The organism is Massilia jejuensis, assembly GCF_042656795.1.
Lineage (GTDB): Bacteria > Pseudomonadota > Gammaproteobacteria > Burkholderiales > Burkholderiaceae_D > Telluria > Telluria jejuensis.
This window is the reverse complement of record NZ_JBHSMS010000040.1, coordinates 1-25,983: the sequence shown is the minus strand read 5'-3', so window position 1 is coordinate 25,983 and position 25,983 is coordinate 1. Positions and strand designations below refer to the sequence as shown.

Below are 25,983 nucleotides of genomic sequence, written 5' to 3'. Positions count from 1 at the left end.
CTCTTGCGCGCCCTAGGTTTACACTTCAGCCCACTCTGGTTCTGCATTGGATGCTTTCATGGTAAGCGAGGCCGTCAGGCATGTGGTCATCGTCGGCGGCGGCTCGGCCGGCTGGCTGACGGCGGCCGTGATCGCCGCCGACCACCGCGCGGCGCACCCCGACGGCCTGCGCGTGACCCTGGTCGAGTCGCCCGAGGTGGCGCCGATCGGCGTGGGCGAAGGCACCTGGCCGTCGATGCGCGACACCCTGCGCCGCATCGGCGTGTCCGAATCCGATTTTTTCCGCGAATGCGACGCCGCCTTCAAGCAGGGCTCGCGCTTCGACCGCTGGGTCGACGGCGGCGCCGGCGATTATTATTTCCACCCCTTCTCGCTGCCCCAGGGCTTCGGCGAGGCCGACCTGGCGGCGCGCTGGCGCGACGCCCACGGCGCCATCCCGTTCGCCGACCTGGCCAGCTTCCAGCCCCACCTGTGCGTGGCCGGGCGTGCCCCGAAACAGGCATCGACGCCGGAATTCGCCGCCGTCGCCAACTATGGCTACCACCTCGACGCCGGCAAGTTCGGCGTCTTCCTGAAAAAGCACTGCCTGGAGCGGCTCGGCGTGCACTACGTGCCGGATAACGTGCTCGGCGTCGAGGCGCACCCGAATGGCGACATCGCCGCCCTGCGCACCCAGGCGCACGGCCTGCTGGCGGGCGACCTGTTCGTCGACTGCAGCGGCATGCGCTCGCTGCTGCTGGGACAGCATTTCGAGGTCCCTTTCCTGGACCGGCAGGATGTGCTGTTCAACGACAGCGCGCTGGCCGTGCAGATTCCCTACCCGTTCGACAACAGCCCGATCGCTTCCCAGACCACTTCCACCGCGCAGCGCTGCGGCTGGATCTGGGACATCGGCCTGCCGGCCCGGCGCGGCGTCGGCCACGTGTATTCGAGCGCCCACACCAGCGACGACGCGGCCGAAGCGGCACTGCGCGCCTATGTCGCCGCCAGCGGCGGCCCGGCCGACTGCCCCGCCCCGCGCAAGATCGGTTTCCGGCCCGGCTACCGCGAGCGCTTCTGGCACCGAAACTGCGTCGCCGTGGGCCTGTCGGCCGGCTTCATCGAGCCGCTCGAAGCGTCGGCGCTGGCACTGGTCGAATTGTCGGCCGCCATGCTCAGCGACGAGATGCCGGCCGACCGCGCCGGCATGGAGCTCGTCGCGCGCCGCTTCAACGACACTTTCCGCTACCGCTGGGAGCGCGTGATCGACTTCCTCAAGCTGCACTATGTGCTGAGCCGGCGCACCGATGCGGACTACTGGCACGACAACCGCGCCCGGGAAACGATCCCGGAACGCCTGCGCGAACTGCTGCTGCTGTGGGCGCATCGGGCGCCGGCGCGCGGCGACTTTCCGCGCATCGAGGAAGTGTTCCCGGCGGCGAGCTACCAGTACGTGCTCTACGGGATGGACTTTCGCGCCGCCGGCGCCGGCACCCGGCGCCGCGATCCGGCGCTGGCCGACGGCTACTTTCGCGAAGCGGCCGACCTGACCCGGCGCATGCTCGGCGCCCTGCCCGACAACCGCACCCTGATCGACCACATCCGGCGCCATGGGCTGCCGCGCATCTGATCCACCCATCCCAAGACAAAGGCCGAGCGATTCCATGTCCCATCCCGTTTTGTTGAACAACCGCGACCACAAGGACCTGCGCGTGATCACCGCCCGCGGCGCCGCCTACGGCGACAACGCCATGTCGGCCCTGACCTTCCCCGACGAATTTCGCACCCTGCAGGCGCATTACCCGATCGTCTTCCACAAGACCGGGGACGGCACCGGCTTCCAGGCGCTGGCGCTGCTCGGCTTCCAGGAAGGCGAAAACCTGTTCCTCGACGGCGAACGCTGGGACGCGCCCGACCTGCCGCTGACGGTCGAGCGCCAGCCCTTCCTGATCGGCGTCGACGGCGAGCAATTGATGGTGCACGTCGACATGGACAGCCCGCGCCTGCGCAGCGGGGGCGCCGAAGGCGAAGCCGTGTTCCTGCCCCAGGGCGGCAGCAGCGACTATCTCGAGCGCGTCAATTCGGTGCTGCTGGCGATCCACAATGGCCTGCAGGGCGCGTCCGCCTTCATCGGCGCCCTGCTCGACTACGGGCTGCTCGAATCCTTCGTGGTCGACATCACGCTCGACGACGGCTCCCAGAACCGCCTGGCCGGCTTTTATGCGATCCACGAAGAGCGCCTCGCCGCGCTCGGCGCCGACGCCCTGGCGCGCCTGCACCGCGCCGGCCACCTGCAGGCGATCTACATGGCGATCGCCTCGCTGTCGAATTTGCGCGCCCTCATCGAGCGCAAGAACCGCCGCCATGCTGCCCAGCGCTGAAGCCGTTGCCGAGATCGACGGCGCCGCGCCCGGCGCGCCGGGCGACGCCTTGCTGGCCTCGACGCGGCCCGTGGTGCTGCGCGGCCTGGTGCGCGACTGGCCCTTCGTGCAGGCGGCGCGCACCTCGTTCGAGGCGGCGCGCGCCTACCTGGGCCGCCACTACCGCGACGCGGCCGTGGTGGCCATGCTGGGCGCGCCCGACATCGAAGGACGCTTCTTCTACAACGACGACCTGAGCGGCTTCAATTTCGCCCCGCTGCGCGTGAAGCTCGACGCGGTGCTGGGCGAACTGGCGGGCCATTACGCCAATCCGGCGCCGCCGGCGATCTATGTCGGCTCGACCACGATCGACACCTGCCTGCCGGGTTTCCGTGGCGACAACGACGTCGACCTCGGCACGCGCGACGCCCTGGCCAGCATCTGGATCGGCAACCGCACCCGCATCGCGGCCCACTACGACCTGCCCGACAACCTGGCCTGCGTGGCGGCCGGGCGGCGCCGCTTCACCCTGTTCCCGCCGCAGCAGCTGGAGAACCTGTATATCGGGCCGCTCGACCTGACGCCGGCCGGCCAGGCGATCAGCCTGGTCGACTTCCGGCGGCCCGACCTGGCGCGCTTCCCGAAATTCGAGGAAGCGATGCGCCACGCCCTGGTGGCCGAGCTCGGCCCCGGCGACGCCCTCTTCATCCCCAGCATGTGGTGGCACCACATCGAGGCGCTCGACCCCTTCAACGTGCTGGTGAACTACTGGTGGCGCCAGTCGCCGGCCTTCATGGACACGCCGACCAACGCGCTGATGCACGCGCTGATGAGCGTGCGCGGCCTGCCGCCGGAGCAACGCCGCGCCTGGCAGGAACTGTTTCGCCACTACGTATTCGAGGCCGACGACGCCACCGCCGCGCATATTCCGGCGCACGCGCGCGGCGTGCTCGGGCCGCTGGACGACGAGGCCACGCGCCTCTTGCGCGCGCAACTGCTGAAACGAATGAACCGCTGAGGAGACTGGCATGCACGACCATCATCCGCAACAACCGACGCCGGATCGCCCGATCCGGCGCGTGATCATCGCCGGCGGCGGCACCGCCGGCTGGATGGTCGCCGCCGGCCTGTCCAAGACGCTCGGCAAGCTGCTCGACATCCGCCTGGTCGAGTCCGACGAGATCGGCACCGTGGGCGTGGGCGAGGCGACCATCCCGACCCTGATGAATTTCCATCACCTGCTCGAGATCGACGAGCAGGAATTCATGGCCGCCACCGGCGCCACCTTCAAGCTCGGCATCAGTTTCGAGAACTGGCGCGAACGCGGCGAAGACTATATCCACTCCTTCGGCAGCACCGGCACCGACCACTGGACCGCCGGCTTCCAGCACTTCTGGCACAAGGGACGCGAGCGCGGCCTGGCAGGCGACTACGGCGACTATTGCCTCGAGCTGCGCGCGGCCCAGGAGCACCGCTTCGCCCATCTGCCGCGCGCCGGCATGAACTACGCCTACCACCTCGACGCGAGCGCCTACGCGCGCTACCTGCGCCGCTTCAGCGAGCGTTTCGGCGTCCGGCGCATCGAGGGCAAGATCGTCGACGTCGCGCTGGCCGCCTCGGGCGACATCCGCGCGATCCGCCTCGATTCGGGCACGGAGCTCGAGGGCGACCTGTTCATCGACTGCACCGGCTTTCGCGGCCTGCTCATCGGCCAGGCGCTGGGCGTCGGGTACGAAGACTGGTCGCACTGGCTGTTATGCGACAGCGCCGCGGCGCTGCAGACGGCCTCGACCGGACCGGCCGTGCCCTACACGCGCTCGATCGCGCGCGACGCGGGCTGGCAGTGGCGCATCCCGTTGCAGCACCGGGTCGGCAACGGCATGGTGTTTTCGAGCCGCTATCAAGGCGACGCGGCCGCGATCGAGACGCTGCTCGGCAATGTCGAAGGCGCACCCTTGACGGCGCCGCGCGTGATCAAGTTCCAGCCCGGCCAGCGCAGCAAGGTGTGGCACCGCAACTGCGTCGCCATTGGTCTGGCCAGCGGCTTTCTCGAGCCGATCGAGTCGACCAGCATCCACCTGATCCAGCGCGGCATCGTCCGCCTGATGCAGTGCTTTCCGTCGCACGGCATCGTGCAGCCGGATATCGACGAGTACAACGCCCAGGCGGCGGGCGAGATCGCCCACATCCGCGACTTCATCATCCTGCACTACAAGGTCACCAACCGGCGCGACACGCCCTTCTGGCGCGACTGCGCGGCCATGGCGGTGCCGGCGTCGCTGCAGCACCGGATCGAGCTATTCCGCGAGACGGGACGCGTGTTCCGGATTCCGAACGAGCTGTTTGCAGAGAATTCGTGGATCCAGGTAATGCTGGGCCAGGGCATCCTGCCGGCGCGCCGCCACCAGACGGCCGACCTGATGGACGACGCCGAGCTGCGCCGGTTCCTGGAAGGGATCAGCGGGCCGATCGAGCGCACCGTGGCCCAGTTGCCGCCCCACGAAGCCTACGTGCGCCAGTACTGCGCGGCGCCGAAATAGACCGCCGCCCTGGCGGGCGGGCCGGGCCGCCTTGCGCGCCCCGGCCGTTTATTCGTTTACGCGGCCACGCCCTGGCGGTGCAGCGTGGCGTACTTCACGCCGTAGAACAGGATGAACAGGTAGCAGGCCGCCGGCACCAGGAACGAAGGCTGCAGTCCCGCCGCGTCGGCCACGCCGCCCTGGATGAAGGGCACGATCGCGCCGCCGACGATGGCCATGCACAGGATGCCCGAGCCCTGGCCGGTGTGGCGTCCCAGGCCGTGCAGCGCCATGCTGAAGATGGTCGGGAACATGATCGAATTGCACAGGCCGACCGCCAGGATCGCCCACATCGCGACGCTGCCTTCGGCGAAGACCGCCACCAGCACCAGCGCGATCGCGCCCAGCGAACTGACCGCCAGCGTCTTGCCCGGGCTGACATGGCGCATCACGGCAAAGCCGATGAAGCGGCCGACCAGGGCGCCGCCCCAGTACAGGCTGACGTACTGGGCCGCATCCGCATGCGACAGGCCGGCGATGTGCGCCTCGCCGAGGAAGTTCACCAGGAAGCTGCCGATGCTGACCTCGCCGCCCACGTACAGGAAGATGGCGACCGCGCCCAGCACCAGGTGGCGGTATTGCCATGCCGAGCCCTGCTCGCCGGCGGCCGGCGCGCTGCCGTCGTCGTGGCTCACCCGCGGCAGGCGCGCCAGCGCGAACAGCACGGCCAGCAGCGCCAGCGCCCCGGCCAGCGCCAGGTAAGGCCCCTGCACGGCGGCCGCCTCCCTGGCGCGGTACGCCGCCTGCTCGGCCGCCGGCAGCGCCGCCAGCTGGTCGGCGCCGAGCGCGGCGGCCGAGAGGATCAGCACGCCGCCCAGCGCCGGACCGACCGTGGTGCCGAGCGCATTGAAGGCCTGGGTCAGCGTCAGGCGGCTCGACGCGGTGCGCGCCGGTCCGAGCACGGTGACGAAGGGATTGGCCGCCACCTGCAAAATCGTGATGCCGCTGGCAAGGACGAAAAAGGCGAACAGGAACAGCGCATAGCCGTTCTGCGCGGCCGGATAGAACAGCGCGCAGCCGGAGGCCGCGATCAAGAGGCCGGTGACGGCGCCGCGCTGGTAGCCGATGCGCCGGATCAGGGCGCCGGCCGGCAGCGAGACGAGCGCATAGGCGCCGAAGAAGCAGAACTGAACCAGCATCGCCTGGGTATAGCTGAGCGTGTAGAGCGACTTCAGGTGCGGGATCAGGACGTCGTTCAGGGAGGTCAGCAAGCCCCACATGAAAAACAGGATGGTGACGATGACGAGCGCGCCGGTCTGCGACTGCATCGGTGCCTGCCCGGGCTGGGCGGCGGTGGGACGGCTTGCGGTGTGTTCCATGTGATTCCTCGTTTAGTGGTGAGCGGCGACGTGCGCCGACAGCATCGCCGCCACGCCCTGCAGCGCCGGATACGGCTCGGTGATGACCCAGGTGGGAATGCGCGCGACGTAGGACGCCAGGCGTCCCTTGTCCTCGAAGCGGCGGCGGAACGACGATTGCGCGAACAGCGGTCCGAGGCGGGGGACGATGCCGCCCCCGATGTACATGCCGCCGGTAGCGCCCAGGGTCAGGGCTACGTTGCCGGCGACGCTGCCGAGGATGCCGCAAAAGGTCTCGACCGTGCGCAGGCAGGCCGGGTCGGCCCCGGCCAGCGCACGGCCGGTGATCGCGGCCGCGTCCAGGCGTTCGCCAGCCAGCACGCGGTGGATCGCCTCGATCCCCATGCCCGACAGCAGGCGCTCGGCCGAGACGTGGCCGTGCTCGGCGCGCAGCGCCGCCAGGATAGCCGCTTCGTCGTCGGTGCAAGGCGCGAAACTGGCATGCCCGCCCTCACCGGCCAGCGCGATCCAGCGCTCGCCGGCGGGGACCAGGCCCGACACGCCGAGCCCGGTGCCCGGCCCGATCAGGCCCAGCGGGCGCCCGCCCGATTCAACGCCGCCGCCGATGCGCTCGCGCTGTCCGTCGCGCAGGGTCGGCAGCGCCATCGCCAGCGCCGCGAAGTCGTTCACCACCAGCAGCGTCGCCAGGCCGTGCTCGGCGCGCATGGCGGCGATCGAAAAGCACCAGTGGTGATTCGTCATGCTGATCCAGTCGCCGTCGACCGGATTGGCGATCGCGATGGCCGCATGCGCCAGTTCGCCGACCGCGAAGCCGCGCTGCGCGGCCAAGGCGAGGTAGGCCTTGACCGCCGCCGACAGGGTGTCGTACGCCGCGCAGGGCAACACTTCGATGCACGCGAAGCCTCCTTCGCCGTGCAGCGCGAAGCGTGCATTGGTGCCGCCGATATCGGCCAGCAGCTGCATGGGAGCGGCCTTCATCGCAGTTCCTCGCAGCGCACCGCTTCCGGCGCCAGCGCGGCGCCGCCGGCGATCTCGATGTTGGTAACGGCGGCCGTGAAGGCGGCATCGCTGGCAAGCACGAAGGGTGCCTCGACGCGCGCCAGGTCGACCCCGCGCGCCGTGAAGCAGGCCAGCGGGATGACGACGGCCTGCTTGCCCTTGCCGGCCAGGCGCTTGAAGAGCGCCGTGGCGTCGAGCGGCGTGCCGCAGCCCGCGGCGCAGGCCATGGCGAGCGTCACCTTGCCGGCGGGCGCCGCCGTGACGATGGTGTCGAAGCGCAGCGCGCCATCCCTGGCCGCAGCCGGCGGCAGCACCATCGCCCTGGCGCCGCGCGCCTCGATGCTGGCCGCGCCGCTCCAGGTGAGCTGCTTGGCGTCCTGCTGGGTATTGATCTGCGAGGTCTGCACGCTCACCCCCGGCAGGGCGATCGTCGCGTTCAGGTCGGCGCCCAGCGGCATGACCTGGCCGCCGCTGCGGATGGCCAGCGGGAAGCTGGCGCGGTCGGCCTGTCCGAACACGGGGAAACTGTTGCTGCTGCCGCAGCCGCCGGCCGGATAGGCCGTGTCGAGCTGGCCGAGGGCGGAACGGGTACCCGCGCGCAGGCCGTAGCCGAGCTTGAACAAGGGCGCGTAGTCGGCGCTGCCCGCGTTCAGGGCGGTCTGGCAGACCGATTTCGGCCAGGAGAAGGACAGCCTGCCGCTGAAGTCGTGGCGTTCGGGACCGGCGACGAGCAGGTCGGCCACGCCCTTGCCTTCGGTGCCCGGCAGCCAGGCCGCGACGAAGGTGTTCGACCGGTTCAGCAGGTCGTTCACCCACAGCGGCCGGCCGGCGACGAAGACCGTGATCACAGGCTTGCCCTTGCCGGCGACCGCTTCCAGCACGGCCAGGTCTTCCGGATGGCGGCTGCTGTGGCGCAGCGTGCCGGACGGGCCGATGTCGCCGTCGCCTTCGGCATACGGCGTCTCGCCGACCACCGCCACGACGGCGTCGTAGTCGGCGACGTTCACGTCGCGGCCGTCCAGGCTGTAGCGCACCTTGTCCGCGCCGGCGGCGGCCCGGATGCCGGCCAGGATCGAATCGGCGTGCGGGAAGTCGGCGTTCGTGTTGGCCGTGCCCTGCCAGGTCAGCGACCAGCCGCCCGACTGGTTCGACAGGTTGTCGGCGCTCTTGCCGACCACGAGGATGCGGCTGCCGCGCTTCAGGGGCAGGCGCGGACCCTCGTTCTTGAGCAGCACCAGCGACTGGCGCACCGCGCGGCGCGCCAGTTCGCGCGCGCGCAGGGCCTCGTCCTTGCCGGCATGGGCGTTCTGCGCGGGACGCTTGTCGAACAGGCCGGCGCGCAGCTTGACGCGCAGGATGCGGGTCACGGCGTCATCGATGCGCGCCATCGGGATCTCGCCGGCCTCGACCTGTTTCGTCGTATTCGCGATGAAGGCCTTCCAGTCGTCGGGCACCATGAACATGTCGATGCCGGCATTGACCGCCTGCGCGCAGCTGTCGTTGCGGCAGCCGGGCACCTCGGCGATGCCGTTCCAGTCGCTGACGACGAAGCCGTCGAAGCCGAGCTTGTTCTTCAGGATGTCGGTGACGGCGTGCCTGCTGCCGTGCAGCTTGCCGTGGTCGACGCCGGCGGCGGTATCGTTCCAGCTGTTGAACGAGACCATCACCGTCTGGGCGCCGGCCGCCAGGCCCGCGTAGTAGCCCTGGGCGTGGACGTTCATCATCTCGCGCGCGCCGGCCCTGGTCACGCCGCGGTCCTTGCCCTGGTCGGTGCCGCCGTCGCCCAGGAAATGCTTGACCGAGGCGACCACGTTGGCGTCGTCCCTGAAGCGCCCCTGCAATCCCGTCACGTAGGGGCCGGCATAGCTTTTCACCAGCAGCGGGTCTTCCGAGAAGCTTTCGTAGGTGCGTCCCCAGCGGTCGTCGCGCACCACCGCGACCGTCGGGCCGAACACCCAGGCGATGCCGGTGGCGCGCACGGCGCGCCCGGTGGCGGCGGCGACCTCGCCGGCCAGCTTCGGATCGTGCGCCGCGCCCAAGCCGATATTGTGCGGGAACAGCGTGGCGCCGGCGACGTTGTTGTTGCCGTGCACGGCGTCGATGCCCCAGATGACCGGCACCTTGACCGCCATGTCGGTCGCCATCGAGGCGGCGTGGTATTGCTCGGCCAGGGCCAGCCATTCGGCCGCGCCGGCCCGCTTGTTCCCGTTCGGCCAGCTGCCGCCGCCGTTCAGGACCGAGCCGAGGTAGTAGCGCGTCACGTCGGCCGGGGTGGCGGCCTTGATCTCGGGCTGGGTCATCTGGCCGATCTTCTGCGCCAGCGTCATCCGCGCCACCATCGCGGCCACGCGCGCCTCGAGGGCGGGGTCCTTGCCGATGGCGCTTCGCGGGCGCGGCCAGTCGGCCAGGGGCGCGGCCATGGCGGGCAAGGCCAGCGCCAGGGCAAGCGCCAGCGGGGTCGTTTTCAGCATCGTCATCATCATCTCTCCAATTCGGTTCATTGCTGGCGCAGGAAGGCGCGGTACCACTTGCCGCTGTCCTTGAGCCGGCGTTGCTGGGTGTCGTAGTCGACGTGGATCAGGCCGAAGCGGCGCAGGTAGCCTTCGGCCCACTCGAAGTTGTCGACCAGGCTCCAGGCGAAATAGCCTTTCACGGGCACGCCGCCCCGGATCGCGTCGCGCAGCGCGGCCAGGTGGCGCTGCAGGTAGGCGGTGCGCCCGGCGTCGTGCACCTGTCCGTCCGGGCCGACCTCGTCGTCATAGCAGGCGCCGTTCTCGGTGATGTACATGGGGCCGGGCCGGTAGTCGTGTTCGATCCGCACCAGCAGCTCGGCCAGGCCCGCGGGCGCCACCTCCCAGCCCAGGGCCGTGGTCTCGACGCCGCTCGGAGGCAGCACGCGCGCGTGCAGCGGGCCTTCCCCCGGCGCATCCTGGATCGTCTCGGGGAAGTAGTAGTTCACGCCCAGGAAATCGGTGGCCACTGCGATGGCCTCCATGTCGCCCGGCTCGACCCGCGGCGCGCAGGCGCCCACCGCTTCCAGCGTGGCCTGCGGATAGCCGCGCCCATGGAGCGGATCGAGGAACCAGCGGTAGCGCAGGCCGTCGTGGCGCAGGGTGGCGGCGCGGTCGGCCGCGCTGTCGCTGGCGGGGCGCACCGGATGCAGGCTGAGCGCGATGCCCACTTGCGCATCGGGCACGTTGGCGCGGATCAGCGGCACCGCCTTGCCGTGCGAGAGCAGCACATGGTGGCAGACCTGGAGCGCGGTGGCGAAATCGGTCAGGCCCGGCGCATGCAGGCCTTCGTAGTTGCCGATCATCGCCGTGCACCAGGGCTCGTTGTGGGTGATCCAGTGCTTGACGCGGTCGCCCAGGCGGCGCGTCACGGCGTCGACAAAGGCGAGATAGGCCTCGACCGTGGCGCGCTCGGCCCAGCCGCCGCGTTCCTGCAGCGCTTGCGGCAGGTCCCAGTGGTAGAGCGTGGCCCAGGGCTGCAGGCCGCGCTCGAGCATGCCGTCGACCAGGCGCGAATAGAAATCGAGCCCCTTCTGGTTGGGCGCGCCGCCGGAGCCGGAAAAAATCCGCGGCCATGCGATCGAGAAGCGGTAGGCGTTCAGGCCCATGTCGCGCGCGATGTCGAAGTCCTGCGGCCAGCGGTGGTAATGGTCGCAGGCGACCGCGCCGTTGGAGCCGTCGCGCACCTTGCCGGGAGTGGCGGCGAAGCGGTCCCAGATCGACTCGACACGGCCGTCGACGGCGCCGGCGCCCTCGATCTGGTATGACGAGGTGGCGCAGCCCCACAGGAAGTCGTCGGCGAAATCGCTGCGCGCCGGCGGGAGCGGTTGAATGCTGTTCGGTGTCGTCATGGTCTCGTTCAGGTCATCGTTATTCAAGATTGGAAAGCTTTCCATACTACGTCCAAAAAAAAGCGCCGCGCCGGCGCCTCAGGCCGCCTTGCGCCTGCGCCCGCCCGCCTTGGCCAGCGACGCGCGCAGCGTCACCGAAACGGGGAAGTCGCGCGCCACCGGCCGCTGCAGGTCGTAGCAGCGGTTGAGCAGCGCGTTGACACCGTTCAGGGTCATTTCGCGCCAGGGCATGCGCACCGAGGTCAGGCGCGGCGCCGAAAACTCCGCGCTCGGGGTGTCGTCGTAGCTGATGACCGACAAGTCGTGCGGCACGCGGATGCCGGCCTCCTGGAAATACGACAGCGCGCCGACGGCCATCTCGTCGTTGGCGCAGAACAGGGCCGTGCAAGGGTGGCCCGACTCGGCCAGCTCCTTGGCCGCGTTCCAGCCGCCTGCCGGCGAAAAGTCGCTCTCGGCGACCCACAGCTTGCGCGTGTCGACGCCGGCCGCTTCGAGTTCGTCCATGAAGCCGCCGATGCGCTCGACGTTGTCGGTCAGGCTGGCCGGTCCGGCGACGACGGCGATGTCGCGGTGCTTGTGCTCGAGCAGCGTGCGCGCCGCCAGCCGGCCGCCGAGGCGGTGGTCGACCATGAAACACTGCTCGGCCATGCCGTCGAAGCTGTGGTTCAGGACCACGAGCAGCTCGCGCTTGGCGCCGAGCGCGGCGACGTCTTCGTCGAGCAGCGCGCTGGTCATCACGATCAGGCCGTCGCAGCCGCGCTCCATCAGGAATTCGATGCCCTCGACCGCCTGGCGCCGGGCGTCGCCCAGGCCGACGCCGAAGGCGACCACCATGTGCAGGCCGGCCGCGCGCAGTTCGGTATCGATGATCTGCAGGATCGGCGTGTAGAAGGTGCCCGACAGGACCGGAATGTAGACGCCGATCATGCGGCTCGAACCGGACAGCAGCGCGCGCGCCGCGTGCGAGGGCCGGAAGCCCAGCTCGTCGATCGCTTTCTTCACGCGCGCCAGCGTGGCCGGCGACACGGAACCCTTGCCGCTCACGACGCGCGAGGCGGTTCCGAGCCCGACGCCGGCCAGGCGCGCTACGTCTTTGATGGTTGTCACGAACAGTCCTTCCCGGTAGGTCGTTGTCTTATTGCCAAATCAAACAGAAGCATACTGCATGCCGGCGCTTTGGATGCGCTTGCCTTCGGCATCGAACAGCGACACGTGCGCGGCGTCGATGCGGAAACGGATCGCCTGCCCCGGCGCGTAGGCTGCGTCGGCGGGCACGATGGCAGACAGCAGGTGGGGGCCGCACGCGAACCAGACCACCTGGTGGTTGCCCATCGGCTCGATCACGGTGACCTCGGCCGCCAGCGCGGCGCCGGCCTCGATGTGCACGTGTTCCGGGCGCACGCCCAGCGTGGCCGTGCACGGTCCTGGCGCGTCCGCCAGCGACAGCGCCAGTTCCCCGGCCACGAAACGCTGCTGCGGGTCGACCCCGCCGTCGATGAAATTCATCGCCGGCGCGCCCAGGAAGCCGGCCACGAAGCGGTTCGCCGGCCGCGCGTAGACCTCGAGCGGCGTGCCGACCTGCTGCACCTCGCCGCCCCGCATGACGACCAGGCGCGACGCCAGCGTCATCGCCTCGACCTGGTCGTGGGTCACGTAGATCATGGTCGAGCCGAGGCGCGCGTGCAGGAGTTTCAGTTCGCGCCGCAGTTCGGCGCGCAGCTTGGCGTCCAGGTTCGAGAGCGGCTCGTCGAACAGGAACACATCCGCCTCGCGCACCAGCGCGCGGCCGATCGCCACGCGCTGGCGCTGGCCGCCCGACAGTTGCGCGGGCTTGCGCGACAGCAGCGCGTCGAGCTGCAGCATGGCGGCGGCGCGCTCGACGCGGCGTGCGATCTCGGCCTTTGGCGTGCCCGCCATTTTCAGGCCGAAGGACATGTTGTCGCGCACCGTCATCGTCGGGTAGAGCGCGTACGACTGGAAAACCATGCCGATGCCACGCTCGCTGGGGTCGGCCAGCGTCAGGTCGCGCCCGCCGATCTCGACGCTGCCGGCGCAGGCGTCGACCAGGCCGGCGATCGCATGCAGCAGGGTCGACTTGCCGCAGCCCGAGGGGCCCAGCAGGACGAGGAATTCGCCCGGCTCGACCTGCAGGTCGAGTGCGCGGATGATCGGCTTGCCGCCGAGGGTGATGGACAGCTTGCGCAGGTGGACGTTGGACATGATCAGCCTTTCACGGCGCCGGCGGCGATGCCGCGCACGAACCAGCGGCCGGAGAAAAAATAGATTGCCAGCGGCACCAGGGCGGTCAGGATGGTGGCGGCCATGTTGACGTTGTACAGGCGCGTGCCGGTGGTGGTGTTGATCACGTTGTTGAGCTGGACCGTCATCGGCAGGTTGTCGCGCCCGGCGAACACCAGGCCCAGGATGTAGTCGTTCCAGACTCCCGTGATCTGCATGATGGCTGCCACCACGGCGATCGGCAGCGACAGCGGCAGCATGACGTGGATGAAAATGCGCCAGAAGCCGCCGCCGTCGATGCGCGCGGCATGGAACAGCTCCTGCGGCAGGCTGGCGTAGTAGTTCCGGAACAGCAGCGTCATCACCGGCATGCCGAAGATCAGGTGCACCAGCACGATGGCGGGGAGCGAGCCGAAGATGCCGGCGCCGGCCAGCAGCCGCACCAGCGGGTAGATCATCACCTGTACCGGAATGAAGGCGCCGGCCAGCAGCACGCCGAACAGCAGGTTGGCGCCGCGCGGGCGCCAGAACGAGAGCGCGTAGCCGTTGACGGCGCCCACCAGGATCGGCAGCACCGTGCCGGGCACAGTGATGGCCACCGAATTCCAGAAGCCGGCGCGCACGCCTTCGCAGGCGGCGCCCGTGCACACTTCGCTCCAGGCCTGGCGCCAGGGCTCGAACGTCCAGGCGACCGGCAGCGCCAGGATGCTGCCGGCGCGGATCTCGTCCATGCCCTTGAACGAGGTGGTGAGCATCACGTACAGCGGCAGCAGGAAGAACAGCGCGGCGCCGAACAGGAACACGTGGATGCCAGCGCGCGCCGGCGTGAACACGCGCCGCGTCACGCCCGGCTCCGGCGGCTGCGCGCATAGGCATACGGCGCCAGCAGGGCCACCACGGGCGCCAGCAGCATCACGGCCGCGGCCGAGGCCAGCCCGATGTTCGAGCGCAGGAACAGGTGGTCCATGATGAATTTGGCGGGCACTTCGCTCGCGGTGCCGGGCCCGCCCTGGGTCATGGCGACGACCGCGTCGAAGAGCTTGACGACCGAGGTGGCCAGCAGCAGGAACACGGTGGCCACGGTCGGCCACAGCATCGGCAGCACGATCGACAGGTAGACGCGCCAGGCCGGGATGCCGTCCAGGCGCGCCGCCTTCCAGATCTCGCCGTCGATGCCGCGCAGGCCTGCCAGCATCAGCGCCATCACCAGGCCGGCCGATTGCCAGACGGTGGCGATCACGATCGTGTAGATCGCCATGTCCTGGTCCACGATCCAGTCGAAGCTAAAGCCGGGAAACCCCATGCGCGCGATGGCGCCGTCGATGCCGGCGCCGGGCGTGAGCAGCCATTGCCAGGCCAGGCCGGTGGCCACGAACGACATCGCGTAGGGATACAGGAAGACGGTGCGCAGCACGCCCTCCCCCGTGACGTTCTGGTCGATGAACACGGCCAGCAGGAAGCCGATCAGGAGACAGGCGACGATGAACAGGACGCCGTACAGCGCCAGGTTGTGCAGCGAATGGGTCCAGCGCTCGTTGTCGAACAGGCGCGTGTACTGGGCCAGGCCGATGAACTTGTCCGACGCGAACGTGCGCGAGGCCGTAAACGAGGTGCGCACCGTCCACAGCACCGTGCCGAGATAGGCGACGACGACGGTGAGCGCCATCGGCAGCAAGGCTGCGTAGGGCATGAGCGCGCGGGCCGGACGCATCAATCGCGCAGCGCCGCGGCGATGTTCTTCTGTGCCTTCTCCACCGTCATGCCGGTGTTCCAGTAGGCGGTGAGCACATCCTGCATGGCGCCGTTCTGGTCCGGCGTCAGGTAGACCTCGGACACGCCCAGGTGGCGCGCGCGGTCCTTCATGATGGCGATGCCCTTCTGGGCGCACAGGTCGGCCTGCGAGGCGTCGACGTCGCTGCGTACCGGGATCGAGCCCTTCAGGCGACTGAAGGCAAGCTGGGTGGCGGGCGCCGCGACGACGCCGGCGAGCAGCTTTTGCGCGCGCACGGCGCCGGCGTTGCCGGTTTTCGGGAACACGAGCACGTCGCCCTGGATCAGGTAGGGCGAATCGGGCGCGAGACCGGCGATGCACCCGAACTGCTGGCCGGCGGCCTGCCTGGCGGCCGTGAATTCGCCCTTGGCCCAGTCGCCCATGACCTGCATGCCGGCGCGCCCGGCGATGACCATGGCGGTGGCGTCGTTCCAGTTGCGGCCCGGCGAGCGCGCATCGACATAGGTTTGCAGGCGCTTGTAGGCCAGCAGCACCTTGCGAAACGCCGGCGAGGCGATCGCGCGCTGGTCGCGGTCGCGCAGCACCTTCAGGTACAAGTCCTTGCCGCCCAGGTTGGACAGCATCGCCGTGAACAGGATGGTTTCCTGCCAGGCCTGGCCGCCGTGCGCGAGCGGCACGATGCCGGCCGCCTTGAGCTTGTCGAGCGCGGCGAAGAATTCGTCGACCGTGGCCGGTTCCTTGGCGATGCCGGCCTTCTGGAAGGCCGCCTTCGAATACCAGATCCAGGCCTGCATGTGGATGTTGACGGGAACGGCGTAATAATGGCCGTCGACCTTGATCACGCTGACGATCGGTTCGGGCATCAGCTTGTCCCAGTTCTGCGCGCGGGCAAGGTCGTCGACGTTATCGAGCATGCCCTGTTCGATGACGTCGAAGAACTGTTTCGAGGTATTGAACTGGGCGGCGGTCGGCGGATTGCCGCCGACGATGCGGTTGATCGTCACGGCGCGCGCCTGGTCGCCGCCGGCGATCGCGGTGTCGACCCAGATGCCGCCCGCGGCGCGGTAGGCCTGCGCGATCTGCCTGACCGCCGCCGACTCGCCGCCCGAGGTCCACCAGTGAATCACTTCCGCCTTCGGCGCCGCCGGCGCGGCCGCCATGGCAGGCGCGCAGGCGCCCGCCGCCATGAGAGCGGCCCAGGCCAGGGCCAGTGTCTGTGCTTTGTACATCGTGTCTCCGATCCATCGCCTGCTACTTGCGGCACGTTTTTGGAAACGTTACCATTTCATTTTCCCCGACTATAGCACCTGCCCTTTTTCGGTGTCAAACCATGACGCTCGAGTGACGAACGCCGTCGCGCGTGGCATCATGCGCGCTGCGCGCCGGGAACGGCAACGGCATCCCATCAAGACGACAGGACAGAGAGATATTATGCACACAGCCATGGGAACGACCGAGATCTTTTTGATCGCGATGCTGGTGATCTTCACGCTGCCCTACCTGATCTGGCGCCTCGCGAATATCGATTACTGGGCGCCGCTGGTGGTGGTGCAGATCATCACGGGCGTGCTGCTCGGCCCCGGCATTCTGGGTCGCGCCTATCCGGACTACTACGCTTTCGTGTTCAATCCCCAGGTGATGCTGGCGCTGAACGGCATTGCCTGGTGGGCGGTGATGATTTTCGTAATGATCGCCGGAATCGAGCTCGATCTGAAAAAGGCGTGGGAGCACCGGCGCGAGAGCACGATCACGGCCTCGCTGGCGCTGAGCGTGCCGCTGGCATTCGGCTGCGTGGCGGCCGCCGGCATGCTCGGCTACGCCGGCTGGAAAGGCGCCGGCGCGCAGGACTGGCAGTTCGTGCTGGGCGTGGGCATGGCCTGCGCCGTCACCGCGCTGCCGATCCTGATCCTGCTGATGGAAAAACTGGAGATCCTGCGCGAGCCGATCGGCCAGCGCGTGCTGCGCTATGCGAGCCTGGACGACATCGCGATCTGGGGCGTGCTGGCGCTGATCCTGCTCGACTGGACCCGGGTCGGGCGCCAGGCGGGCTTCATGCTGGTGTTCGTGGTGGCGACGGTCGGCTACCGCCGCCTGATGGTCTGGCTGCAGGAGCGCGACCGCTGGTTCGTGGCCCTGGTCTGGCTCGGCGCCTGCGGCCTGGCTGCCGATTGGGCCGGCCTGCACTTCATGGTCGGCGCCTTCCTGGCCGGCGCCGTGATGGATGCGCACTGGTTCGACCAGAACAAGCTCGATGCGCTGCGCCAGAACGTGCTGCTGGTGATGATGCCGGTGTACTTCCTGAGCACCGGCCTGCGCACCGACTGGGGCGTGGGCGGTGCGGCCGTGTTCATCGCGGCGGCGGTGCTGCTGGCGGCCTCGGTGGCGGGCAAACTCGCCGGCGCCCACCTGGCCGGGCGCATCCTCGGCTGGGGCAAGGGAGAAGCGTCGATCATCGGCTGGCTGCTGCAGACCAAGGCCCTGATCATGATCATTTTCGCGAACATCCTGCTCGACAAAGGGATCGTCACCAGCGAAACCTTCACCGCACTGCTCTTGATGGCGATCGGCAGCACCATGCTGACGGTGCCAGTGGTCTATCCGAAGCTGCGGCGCGTCGCCGCGCTCGTCTTCAAGTCGAGCTGACGGGTGCCAGCGCCTGCAGCGGCACGCGCTCCAGCGCAAGCTTGAGCGCCTCGAAACAGCGTGCGTCGAGCGCGGTGCCGACGGTTTTTTCCATCATCTCCAGCGCCTGCGGCACCGGAATCGCGCCGCGGTAGGGGCGCTCGGCGGTGATGGCGTCGAAGATGTCGGCGGTCGTGATGATGCGCGTTTCGAGGTCGATCTGGTCGCCGGAAAGGCCGCGCGGATAGCCGCCGCCATCGAGGCGCTCGTGGTGGGCGCCGGCGATCCGGCCCAGTTCCGCGAATGCCGAGATGCGGCCCAGGATGGTCTCGGTGTATTCGGCATGCTGGCGCACCGCGGCCCATTCCTCGCGGTCGAGCGCGCCGGCCTTGTCGAGGACGCTGTTGCTCACGCCGAGTTTGCCGACGTCGTGCAGCAGCGCGCCGCGCTTGAGCCAGCGGCGCCGCTCGGCCGACATCCCGAGCGCTTCGGCGATCATGTCGGTGTAGAGCGCGACGCGGCTGCTGTGGCCACTCGTGTACGGACTTTTCGAGTCGACCACCTGGCCGAAGGCGGCGGCGATATCGTCCAGATAGTCGTCGTCGAGCGCAATGGTGTGTTCGGCCGGCTCCATCGCGAACACGGTCTGGTCGATCTCTTTGGAGACCAGCATGTCCCAGAACGCATCGTTCCTGCCCACCCGCTCGAGGGCGGCGACCAGGCGCGGGTCGAACCAGCCGCCGCTGCGGGCGCGCGCCTCCCTGAGCGCGGCCGCGCGCCCGCCCTCGGCATGGAACACGTCCACTACCTGCGCCAGCAGGGCAATGCGCGAATACACGGGAATGGCTTCGCCCGCCAGCTTGGCCGGTTTGCCCTTGCCGTCGAAATGCTCGTCGAGGCTGTAGATGCCGGCGGCGACGCGCTCGGGGAAACGCAGCAGGCGCGCGATGTCGGCGCCGCGCGAGCAGCGCGTGGCGATCATTTCCTGGGCGATCGCCGGACCGTCGCGCAGGATCGTCATCACGCTGCGAAAGCGCTCGGCCAGGCCCGCCTTCAGGCCGGTATGCTTGAGCACGAACCCGAGCACCTGCGGCAGGCTGTCGCCGACGGTCTTGAATTCGCGCTTGAAGCCGAGGTCGTCCGTCATGTACAGCTCGCAGATACGCGCGGCATTGCTGCTGCAGCCGAGGTCCTTCAGGAGCAGCGTGTAATACAGCTCCCAGAGCTGCTCCTGGCTCATGCCCGCGTCGCGCCCGATGTGCATGCCGATCCAGCAGACGCGCACGCAATGCCCGTCCGGCTGGCCTTCGGTAATGTCGAGTGCGTAGCTGAGCGATCCGATCAATTCGGACAGCTTCATATCGGCCGGCTGCGTGGCGGCGCCCTGCGGTAATCGGTCCATGGCGCGACTTATTTCCTTGTAGAAATATATTATTGTACGCGGCAACATTGCTTCGTGCTTATCCGCCTTGTTGAAACAGCCTGTTTTGTCGTCAGGCTGCCACGGCCGTGGGTGCGGGAAGGCGTGGGGCCGGGTCATGCCTGGCACCCAGCGGCACGATGGCGACTGGTTGCAATCGGTATAGGGGGCACGCTGCGCCAGCGCGTGGCCTCGCGGGCCGCGACCGCTTTCAGAGTCGGCTGCCGGCCCCCCCCTTTGCGCCATGGCCGGCCACGCGCGCCGGCAGTGCACTCGGGGGCTGGGTCGTACAGGGCCGCGAAACTGCCGTCGGCCTCGACGAAATAACCGTGGCTCGATCCCATCGAATCGCAGTAATATCTTTGGCAGCCGAGCTAAGTACCTGGCACCGATTTTTCTGTCGACCCTGCAGTATTCTTGACGGTCACGTCAGTTGGAACGTAATATCCTTTCACTTCCACGTACATCGCAGAGCATTGTTCCTCAACGATTTGCTTATCGAAACGGAATTCTCGTTCCTCGCCACGATGCATGATCAACGGATACCGCAAAACGCCGGCCGTGGGTATACCGGGACTGTCAACAACGCGGCCATCACCTAGTTCGCACGATACTTTAATCCCGTATAAGTAGGTTATCTCGGGATCTTTCTCGGATACAGTGATCTTATCTGGCCAAGTCCGGAGATGCCGCCGATCGGAGCCCAAATGCGCTTTTGAACTCCGTCCAACCAGGATTTTCCCTAAATAAACAGGCAATTTATCATCCGCCACCATATACAAATGGGGGCAACTTCCACCAGGAAAAGAGTTCGAGATGTACATGCCTCCTGCAGAAATAGGGTCAACGGGGATCGTGATTCCGTTGACCTCTAACCGCGAGACGACATATTCCGCGGTCAGCTTTTCAGATTCCGAACTCGGAGCACTTGGAAGCTCGTAACTGCCGGTAATCTGTTGCGGAGTCAATGAGAAGACTGCTTTCTGGCCAGGCACTGGCGAAGCCGAGGAAGAAGGCGCGGCTTCCGTGACTTCTTCTTGTGAGATCGATTCATTTTCATTCACAGGCCCGTCCTTAGTGACAGAAGTCGTAGTTTCTGATTCAGATGGCATCGCCTGCGCGGCGTCATCAGCCTCAGCTATGTCTGATTCGTGCGCATTCTTGTGGGGCACCAATTCAGGCGGCGCGCTGTTTGCAGAGGCGTTCTCGCTGTCTGTCGACAAGCTTAGCTCGACATTTTCGGGGACGAGTTGTGGTTCTTCTGATGCCATGAATACGATTGGCTTGCTTAGCTCAGCGATCGTCTTCGGCAGCTTGTTGAGCGGGATGGTTGGCGTGCTTAACTCTCTACTTTCATTCGTCATTTCCAGATGCAACCCGGTTGGAATGATAAGCCTATCTTCGGGCAGTAGCGTGCCGTCGCCAACTCTGTTGGTGGACCCATCCAGTCCGATAATTCTGTTGATCTTGGCTGGCTTGCCGGATATATTCTGAATGACGAGAACGTTCATCGTCAGCTTCGGGAGAAACAAAGCGACCGACCATCCCGTTCCGCCACAAGCTGCGTCTAAATATGTTGCAACAACCGGAAATCTTATTCGTTCACATTTATGTTGGGCTAGTTCAGCATACAAATCCGCCTCGTTCATATCGGAGTCGGCCAACAATTTAGCGGCCTGGCCGCAATTTAATAATTGGGAAAAAGCCACACTACCAGCAGGCATTGTACCTTTCGCCATAGCCGCCGAAATTTCGTTAGGCGTCATCTCTTCAATAAATGAAATCTTCCACCGCTTATCTTCGCTAGGAATCCCTAACAAGGAAAAAGTACTCTCGGCGTCAAGAGCGACAAGCCCTCCAACGGCACCGCTGATCAGCGGCGTCTCAGGGGAAGTCGCTTTGTGTTCTTCTCCGGAAAAAGACTCGTCAAAAGTATTGCTGCCCAGTGGTTTTGCGAAACGGCTGTGCAGTTCCTTTGCAGCGCGATAGACTCCGTTTTGCCAGACGATGGGGCGTCCGCCTAACAATTCCTTCAATCGCCCATCGATTTTGCCGATCAACATTAGGGAAACTGCGTCACCACTAACTTGAAATCGTTGAACCCGCACAAGCGGAGGCGGATCTTCTATCGGACGAAGCTTATGAATGTCCTCCCAAAAATTTGCAACAAAAGCAAGGACCGCGCCGATAGCCAGGATTGCCAGTGTGATGGGATGATCCTTTAGCTTAGCAACAATTCTGGCAGTTGTAGAGCTATTGGCGGAAGGGGTCTCGTCGTCGGCCATCATCATCCCCTAGTCTATTAAAACTATAGAACTGTCTACGGATCTCTTCCCCAGATTTGTACATCTCACCGCACAATGAAGAGAACCGCTCAAGATAGGCAATTTTGCTAAGAAAATTTGTTTACCGCGACTCAATCCTTAATCGTATGACAGTGGCGAAGTTTACTTTTCTATTCTTCCCGTTGCGAGAACGGTAGTCAAAGATTTTTACAAAATGGGCTGGCGGTCCGGCTTTCGTCATGGATGTAACTTTAAGGGCCACACTTAAGATCCACGGCACTTCATCGCCCTTGCCCTCTCGACTGCCATAGAAACGCCACCTGCCGCTTTTGTCGGGCTCTGGGAACATCGCGGGCTCGAATCCCCCGCGCAGAGCCCGGCTTCTCCGCTATGCAACAAGAAAATGGGAGGTACGACGCGCGCCCTCGGCGCGCGGAACCGTCGCCCTTGGCGACGGTAGTCAGTCGATTCGAAGAGTCTTGGGCCTGCAGGCCCAAGCCTTCGAATCCCCCGCGCAGAGCCCGCAGGGCTCTGCTTCTCTCCGCCATGAAACAAAAAATGGCCACCCGAAGGTGGCCATCTTTTTGTATTCCTGGCGGAGAGAGGGGGATTCGAACCCCCGGTAGGCTATGAACCTACACACGCTTTCCAGGCGTGCGACTTAAACCACTCATCCATCTCTCCTGCATGCTTCGCTTTTACGAAGCCGCCTATTATAGCAACAATTCTCGGCAGTTCAAGCACAATCCCGCCCCCCTCCCGCCCCAACCCAGGCACTTGCTCAATCGCCCACGTGGCAGAGCGCCGTCCCAGCGCAGTCGATATCGCGCCCGCGCACGCGCCAGTGCTTGTGGCAAGTAGCCCTGCACGCGTCCGAAGAAGAACGCTGCGCCACAAGGCGCATGCCGGTTGAAGCAACCGCCCAAGGATGGCAAACTGACAGCCGGCCTCACCTCATCTCCGGGAGAACGACGATGACTACCATGACGGACACCAATCGACCAGCACGGCGGATCGGCGGCAAGCAGGTCCTGCGCGTCTTCCTCGTCACGGCGGCCATTCTCCTGATTCCTTTCGTCGCCATGCGCTTTACCGGCGAAGTCGACTGGACCGGCAGCGATTTCGCCATCGGCGCCGTCCTGCTGGCGGGCACGGGGATGCTGGTCGAGCTGGCGAAAGCCAGGCTGCGCACGCGTAAGGCGCGCATGATCGGCATCGCCATGATCGCGCTGGGCTTCGTGTTCGTCTGGGCGGAACTGGCGGTCGGTCTCGTCGGCAGCCCGTTTGCCGGCGCGTGATCCACGCGGCACGGATTCACGGACGGCGCGCATCGGTCTTCTACTGCCGGACCGTCAAGTTTCCTGGCGGGCCGGAACGAGCAGCCTTGCCAGCCACTCCCCGATCGGTTCCGGGCGCGAGTAGAAATATCCCTGCATGAGCTGACAGCCATTGGCGACCAGGAAGTCGGCCTGCTCCCTGGTTTCGACGCCTTCGGCCACCACGTGCAGGTTCAAGTGCCGCGCCATCGACAGGATCATCCTGACGATGGCCGTGTCGTCGCCATCGTGCGGCATGTCCTGCACAAAGCTTTTGTCGATCTTGAGCTCGTGCAGGGGCAGACGCTTCAGGTAGGCCAGGCTGGAATAGCCGGTGCCGAAATCGTCGATCGAGAACCGGATGCCCAGTGCGGCCAGTTCGTTCATGCGTTCGATGGCCTCGTCGAGGTTGTCGATCAGTAGGCTTTCGGTCACTTCGAAGATCAGTTGCGCCGCCGGCGCACCGGTCCTGGCCAGCAAGGCATGCACTTGGTCGACGAAGCCCGTTTGGCGAAATTGTTTTGGGCTGACATTGATCGACAGCGGCAGGCGGCAGCCGGCCTCGTGCAACCTCGCCAGCGTGCGGCAACCCTGTTCCAGCACCCAGGCGCCCAGTGGCAGGATCAACCCGCTGTCTTCGGCGATCGGAATGAACTGGGCGGGCGAGACATTGCCCCGTTCCGGATGCTGCCAGCGCAACAGCAATTCGGCGCCGGCCGGCTCGCCATCGCTGTCCACCTGGGTCTGGACATGGACACGCATCTGCCCGCCGGCGATGGCCATCCCCAGATCGTGCTCGAGGCTGAGCCTGAACTCCACTTCCAGCTGCATTGCCTGTTCGAAGAAGGCGACATGGTTGCGTCCCCTTTTCTTGGCCCGGTACATCGCCGTATCGGATTCGCGCAGCAAGTCGTGCACGGTTTGCGCGCCGCCGCGCAGCAGGGTCACGCCGATGCTCGCGGTCGAGCTGTAGGGCTGGTCGTCGATCTCGAACGGCAGCGCCAGGGCCTCGCACACCTCGCGCGCCGCGATCATGCTCATGGCGGCGGCGGCGCGCTCGTCTGCGTCCAGCGCGGGCATCAGGATCACGAATTCGTCGCCGCCCAGCCGGGCCAGCGTGTCCTGGGCACGCACCACGGCGGCCAGGCGGTGCGCGACGACTCGCAGGAACGCGTCGCCGACGGCGTGGCCGCGCGCATCGTTGATGTTCTTGAAGTTGTCGAGGTCGACGAACAGCACCGCCCCCAGCAAGCCATCGCGGGTGGTCGTGGCCAGCGCCGCCTCGATGCGGTCCATCAGCATGGGCCGGTTGGGCAGATCGGTGAGCGCATCGAAGTAGGCGAGCCGATGTATGCTGCGCTCGGCCTGCTTGCGCACGGTGACGTCGCGCTCGATCGAGACCCAGTGGGCGAGCGTCCCGGCCGGGTTGCGGATCGGGATCATGTCGAGCTCGACCCAGAACTCGACGCCGCGGCGGGTGGTGTGGATCAGTTGCTCGCGAAATGGCGCCTGCGACAGGAAACCCAGGCGCATGCGGGCAACCGCTTCCGGGTCGGTGCCAGGACCGTGCAGCAGGGAACTGGGCTTGCCCACCACCTCGCTGCGCGCATAGCCGGTGGTGTCCTCGAAGGCATCGTTGACGAATACGATCGGAGGCCAGCCCGCCACGCTTTCCTGCGCATTCATGATGATGACCATGTCGGTCAGATGTTTGACACAGGTGCCCAGCAGCACCAGCTCCGACTGCGCGTCGGCCAGCTTGGTCTGGGAAGCGCGGATCGCGTCGAGCATGTGGTTGAACTGGACCGCGAAGTCGGCGACCTCGAGCGGACCGGCATAGGGAACGCGCGTATCGAGGTCGCCCGCGGCGGCCTTGCGCGCCGCTTCCTGCACCTGCGCCATCGGCCGCGCAATGCGCTTGCTGAGGTAGACGGCGAAAATGAAAACCAGCAGCATCGTCAGGCCGCCGAACACCAGGTTGCGCACCGCCGCCTGGCGCGCGCTGGACAGGACCGTATCGGTGGTGGTGCCGGCAACGGCGTACCAGTTGGTGTCGGGGATCGGGACGAAGCCCAGCACCCGCTCGGTGCCGTCCGAGGTCGAGGCGCGTCCGGTACCGTTTTTCCTGGCAAGGACGATCTTGACACCCTCGATGTCGCTCAGGTTCCGGCCGACCAGCGCCTCGGCGTTGCGCGAGCGCGCCACCAGCACGCCGCGGTCGTCGATCACGGCGACGACGGTCGATGCCGGCAGTTTTTCGGCGCCCCGGATCACGCGCAGCTTGGCCAGGTCGATCGGCATCTGGATCGACCCGGTCATGTTACCGGCTTCGTCGAACAGCGGTTGCGCCAGTACCGCGACCACGCGTCCGCTGATCGGCCCCTTGTAGGGTGGACCCAAGGTGAAGCGGCCGCTGCTGAAGACTTGCCTGTACCAGACCGCGTCGCCCACGAAGGTCGGCTTGCCGCCAGGCTGGACCTTGGCCGAGCAGATGACATAGCCGCGCCGGTCCGCCTGGCTGAGATTGGCGAACTGCGGATACAGATCCTTGAACTGATCGAAGATCGGGTCGCAGCCCTGGCTCGATGTCGCACGTATGCCGGGGCGCTGGGCGATCTTGCCCATCACGTCGCGCGCATCGGTCAGCATACCCTGCACGTTGTCTGCCGTTAACTGGGCAAGGTTATGGGCCGAGCGCGCCGCCTCGCGCTCGTCTGTCCGGTACTGGTTCCAGACCGAGAACGCCAGCAGGAGCGAGGCAGGGACGACCGCTGCCGCCGTCAGGCTGTAGAGCAGGCGGCGAACCGACCACTTCGTGTGAGTGCGCAATACAAGTCCCTGGCTGAATATCGATGGTGCGCCGGTGCGCACCGGCGAAGTGTAGCACCAAGATTGCGGGACAAAGTGTAGATCGCTACAGGTCGGACTCCCGTTCCAGGAGAAAGCGACGCCGTGGACGGGCCGGGACGTTGCGGCACCGGTGATTGTTCCGCTTGCGGGGCGCTGCCCTGGCCGGCCGCCACCCCGCGCACGAGCGCTGGGTGGCGGCACCTTTATGCCGATTCCCTGAGCTGCTCGAGGATGGCCGGGTTTTCCAGCGTCGACACGTCCTGGGTGATGGTTTCGCCCTTGGCCAGCACGCGCAGCAGGCGGCGCATGATCTTGCCCGAGCGCGTCTTCGGCAGGTTGTCGCCGAAACGGATCTCCTTCGGCTTGGCGATCGGACCGATCTCCTTGCCGACCCAGTTGCGCAGCTCGGCGGCCAGCTTCTT

The 25,983-nt window shown here is 66.7% G+C and carries 19 protein-coding genes and 1 tRNA gene; 6 read left to right on the top strand and 14 right to left on the bottom strand.

Translation table 11 applies throughout. From position 1 onward, the window contains the following. The first annotated feature begins 58 nt into the window (after nucleotides 1–58). Genes ACFPOU_RS13190 through ACFPOU_RS13175 form a run of 4 tightly spaced genes read left to right on the top strand, consistent with a single transcriptional unit; the run spans nucleotide 59 to nucleotide 4,879 of the window. Nucleotides 59–1,609: a tryptophan halogenase family protein gene (locus ACFPOU_RS13190; RefSeq protein WP_379721926.1), complete on the top strand. Its 1,551-nt coding sequence runs from the start codon at nucleotides 59–61 to the stop codon at nucleotides 1,607–1,609. A 34-nt stretch (nucleotides 1,610–1,643) separates the two neighbouring features. Then, complete coding sequence (locus ACFPOU_RS13185; RefSeq protein WP_379721924.1) at nucleotides 1,644–2,360, top strand: SapC family protein; 717 nt, start codon at nucleotides 1,644–1,646, stop codon at nucleotides 2,358–2,360. Continuing rightward, on the top strand, nucleotides 2,344–3,357 hold the full coding sequence (locus ACFPOU_RS13180; RefSeq protein WP_379721922.1) for a cupin-like domain-containing protein: 1,014 nt from the start codon (nucleotides 2,344–2,346) through the stop codon (nucleotides 3,355–3,357). The genes ACFPOU_RS13185 and ACFPOU_RS13180 overlap by 17 nt, the downstream gene beginning before the upstream one ends. A 10-nt stretch (nucleotides 3,358–3,367) precedes the next feature. Further along, nucleotides 3,368–4,879 carry a tryptophan halogenase family protein gene (locus ACFPOU_RS13175; protein WP_379721920.1) on the top strand — a complete coding sequence of 504 codons (1,512 nt, stop codon included), beginning with the start codon at nucleotides 3,368–3,370 and terminating at the stop codon, nucleotides 4,877–4,879. A gap of 56 nt (nucleotides 4,880–4,935) precedes the next feature. Here the strand turns inward: ACFPOU_RS13175 and ACFPOU_RS13170 are convergent, their stop codons facing one another. The 9 genes from ACFPOU_RS13170 to ACFPOU_RS13130 all read right to left on the bottom strand — a co-directional run bounded on the left by ACFPOU_RS13170 (nucleotide 4,936) and on the right by ACFPOU_RS13130 (nucleotide 16,297). Then, complete coding sequence (locus ACFPOU_RS13170) at nucleotides 4,936–6,237, bottom strand: sugar MFS transporter (RefSeq protein ID WP_379721918.1); 1,302 nt, start codon at nucleotides 6,235–6,237, stop codon at nucleotides 4,936–4,938. Between the two features lie 12 nt (nucleotides 6,238–6,249). After that, nucleotides 6,250–7,215, bottom strand: a complete 966-nt coding sequence (locus tag ACFPOU_RS13165; RefSeq protein ID WP_379721916.1) for a glucokinase — start codon at nucleotides 7,213–7,215, stop codon at nucleotides 6,250–6,252. Next, nucleotides 7,212–9,737 (bottom strand): glycoside hydrolase family 3 protein, encoded by a 2,526-nt coding sequence (locus ACFPOU_RS13160; protein WP_379721914.1) that lies wholly within the window; start codon nucleotides 9,735–9,737, stop codon nucleotides 7,212–7,214. Before ACFPOU_RS13160 ends, ACFPOU_RS13165 begins: the two co-directional genes overlap by 4 nt. Next, the gene (locus ACFPOU_RS13155; protein WP_379722463.1) at nucleotides 9,734–11,098 is read right to left on the bottom strand and encodes a GH1 family beta-glucosidase; all 1,365 of its coding nucleotides are present in this window, start codon (nucleotides 11,096–11,098) and stop codon (nucleotides 9,734–9,736) included. Before ACFPOU_RS13155 ends, ACFPOU_RS13160 begins: the two co-directional genes overlap by 4 nt. A 78-nt stretch (nucleotides 11,099–11,176) precedes the next feature. After that, the gene (locus ACFPOU_RS13150) at nucleotides 11,177–12,205 is read right to left on the bottom strand and encodes a LacI family DNA-binding transcriptional regulator (protein ID WP_379721912.1); all 1,029 of its coding nucleotides are present in this window, start codon (nucleotides 12,203–12,205) and stop codon (nucleotides 11,177–11,179) included. A 39-nt stretch (nucleotides 12,206–12,244) separates the two neighbouring features. Continuing rightward, a complete protein-coding gene (locus tag ACFPOU_RS13145; RefSeq protein WP_379721910.1) occupies nucleotides 12,245–13,318 on the bottom strand; it encodes an ABC transporter ATP-binding protein in 1,074 nt (357 codons plus the stop codon). Nucleotides 13,319–13,320: 2 nt separating this feature from the next. Next, on the bottom strand, nucleotides 13,321–14,181 hold the full coding sequence (locus tag ACFPOU_RS13140; RefSeq protein WP_379721907.1) for a carbohydrate ABC transporter permease: 861 nt from the start codon (nucleotides 14,179–14,181) through the stop codon (nucleotides 13,321–13,323). Beyond that, nucleotides 14,178–15,026 carry a carbohydrate ABC transporter permease gene (locus ACFPOU_RS13135; RefSeq protein WP_379721905.1) on the bottom strand — a complete coding sequence of 283 codons (849 nt, stop codon included), beginning with the start codon at nucleotides 15,024–15,026 and terminating at the stop codon, nucleotides 14,178–14,180. The genes ACFPOU_RS13140 and ACFPOU_RS13135 overlap by 4 nt, the downstream gene beginning before the upstream one ends. Before the next feature lie 20 nt (nucleotides 15,027–15,046). Next, the gene (locus tag ACFPOU_RS13130) at nucleotides 15,047–16,297 is read right to left on the bottom strand and encodes an ABC transporter substrate-binding protein (protein ID WP_379721903.1); all 1,251 of its coding nucleotides are present in this window, start codon (nucleotides 16,295–16,297) and stop codon (nucleotides 15,047–15,049) included. A gap of 202 nt (nucleotides 16,298–16,499) precedes the next feature. On the opposite strand from ACFPOU_RS13130, the gene ACFPOU_RS13125 reads away from it, so the two are divergent. Further along, on the top strand, nucleotides 16,500–17,711 hold the full coding sequence (locus tag ACFPOU_RS13125) for a cation:proton antiporter (protein ID WP_379721901.1): 1,212 nt from the start codon (nucleotides 16,500–16,502) through the stop codon (nucleotides 17,709–17,711). On the opposite strand, the gene ACFPOU_RS13120 is transcribed toward ACFPOU_RS13125, so the two are convergent. The 3 genes from ACFPOU_RS13120 to ACFPOU_RS13110 form a co-directional block, all read right to left on the bottom strand. Continuing rightward, nucleotides 17,698–19,092, bottom strand: a complete 1,395-nt coding sequence (locus ACFPOU_RS13120; protein ID WP_379721899.1) for an HD-GYP domain-containing protein — start codon at nucleotides 19,090–19,092, stop codon at nucleotides 17,698–17,700. The two genes, ACFPOU_RS13125 and ACFPOU_RS13120, sit on opposite strands and share 14 nt — an antisense overlap. 392 nt (nucleotides 19,093–19,484) lie before the next feature. Beyond that, nucleotides 19,485–21,395, bottom strand: coding sequence for a hypothetical protein (locus tag ACFPOU_RS13115; RefSeq protein WP_379721897.1), 1,911 nt, complete (start codon nucleotides 21,393–21,395; stop codon nucleotides 19,485–19,487). A gap of 593 nt (nucleotides 21,396–21,988) precedes the next feature. Further along, nucleotides 21,989–22,079 (bottom strand) — tRNA-Ser (locus ACFPOU_RS13110). A 290-nt stretch (nucleotides 22,080–22,369) separates the two neighbouring features. On the opposite strand from ACFPOU_RS13110, the gene ACFPOU_RS13105 reads away from it, so the two are divergent. Then, nucleotides 22,370–22,693: a hypothetical protein gene (locus ACFPOU_RS13105; protein ID WP_379721895.1), complete on the top strand. Its 324-nt coding sequence runs from the start codon at nucleotides 22,370–22,372 to the stop codon at nucleotides 22,691–22,693. 54 nt (nucleotides 22,694–22,747) lie between these two features. On the opposite strand, the gene ACFPOU_RS13100 is transcribed toward ACFPOU_RS13105, so the two are convergent. Further along, entirely contained in the window at nucleotides 22,748–25,540 is a 2,793-nt protein-coding gene (locus tag ACFPOU_RS13100; RefSeq protein ID WP_379721893.1) for a bifunctional diguanylate cyclase/phosphodiesterase, read from the bottom strand. A gap of 224 nt (nucleotides 25,541–25,764) precedes the next feature. Continuing rightward, on the bottom strand, nucleotides 25,765–25,983 hold a 219-nt coding region (locus ACFPOU_RS13095), incomplete at its 5' end, for an AMP-binding enzyme (protein WP_417568525.1).

Bases quoted from the DNA above. Each gene is read 5' to 3' on its own strand.
- ACFPOU_RS13155 (WP_379722463.1), bottom strand. From the start codon at position 11,098: ATGACGACACCGAACAGCATTCAACCGCTCCCGCCGGCGCGCAGCGAT.
- ACFPOU_RS13190 (WP_379721926.1), top strand. From the start codon at position 59: ATGGTAAGCGAGGCCGTCAGGCATGTGGTCATCGTCGGCGGCGGCTCG.
- ACFPOU_RS13115 (WP_379721897.1), bottom strand. From the start codon at position 21,395: ATGGCCGACGACGAGACCCCTTCCGCCAATAGCTCTACAACTGCCAGA.
- ACFPOU_RS13120 (WP_379721899.1), bottom strand. From the start codon at position 19,092: ATGGACCGATTACCGCAGGGCGCCGCCACGCAGCCGGCCGATATGAAG.
- ACFPOU_RS13165 (WP_379721916.1), bottom strand. From the start codon at position 7,215: ATGAAGGCCGCTCCCATGCAGCTGCTGGCCGATATCGGCGGCACCAAT.
- ACFPOU_RS13170 (WP_379721918.1), bottom strand. From the start codon at position 6,237: ATGGAACACACCGCAAGCCGTCCCACCGCCGCCCAGCCCGGGCAGGCA.
- ACFPOU_RS13185 (WP_379721924.1), top strand. From the start codon at position 1,644: ATGTCCCATCCCGTTTTGTTGAACAACCGCGACCACAAGGACCTGCGC.
- ACFPOU_RS13130 (WP_379721903.1), bottom strand. From the start codon at position 16,297: ATGTACAAAGCACAGACACTGGCCCTGGCCTGGGCCGCTCTCATGGCG.
- ACFPOU_RS13135 (WP_379721905.1), bottom strand. From the start codon at position 15,026: ATGCCCTACGCAGCCTTGCTGCCGATGGCGCTCACCGTCGTCGTCGCC.
- ACFPOU_RS13175 (WP_379721920.1), top strand. From the start codon at position 3,368: ATGCACGACCATCATCCGCAACAACCGACGCCGGATCGCCCGATCCGG.
- ACFPOU_RS13145 (WP_379721910.1), bottom strand. From the start codon at position 13,318: ATGTCCAACGTCCACCTGCGCAAGCTGTCCATCACCCTCGGCGGCAAG.
- ACFPOU_RS13105 (WP_379721895.1), top strand. From the start codon at position 22,370: ATGACTACCATGACGGACACCAATCGACCAGCACGGCGGATCGGCGGC.
- ACFPOU_RS13160 (WP_379721914.1), bottom strand. From the start codon at position 9,737: ATGAACCGAATTGGAGAGATGATGATGACGATGCTGAAAACGACCCCG.
- ACFPOU_RS13180 (WP_379721922.1), top strand. From the start codon at position 2,344: ATGCTGCCCAGCGCTGAAGCCGTTGCCGAGATCGACGGCGCCGCGCCC.
- ACFPOU_RS13125 (WP_379721901.1), top strand. From the start codon at position 16,500: ATGCACACAGCCATGGGAACGACCGAGATCTTTTTGATCGCGATGCTG.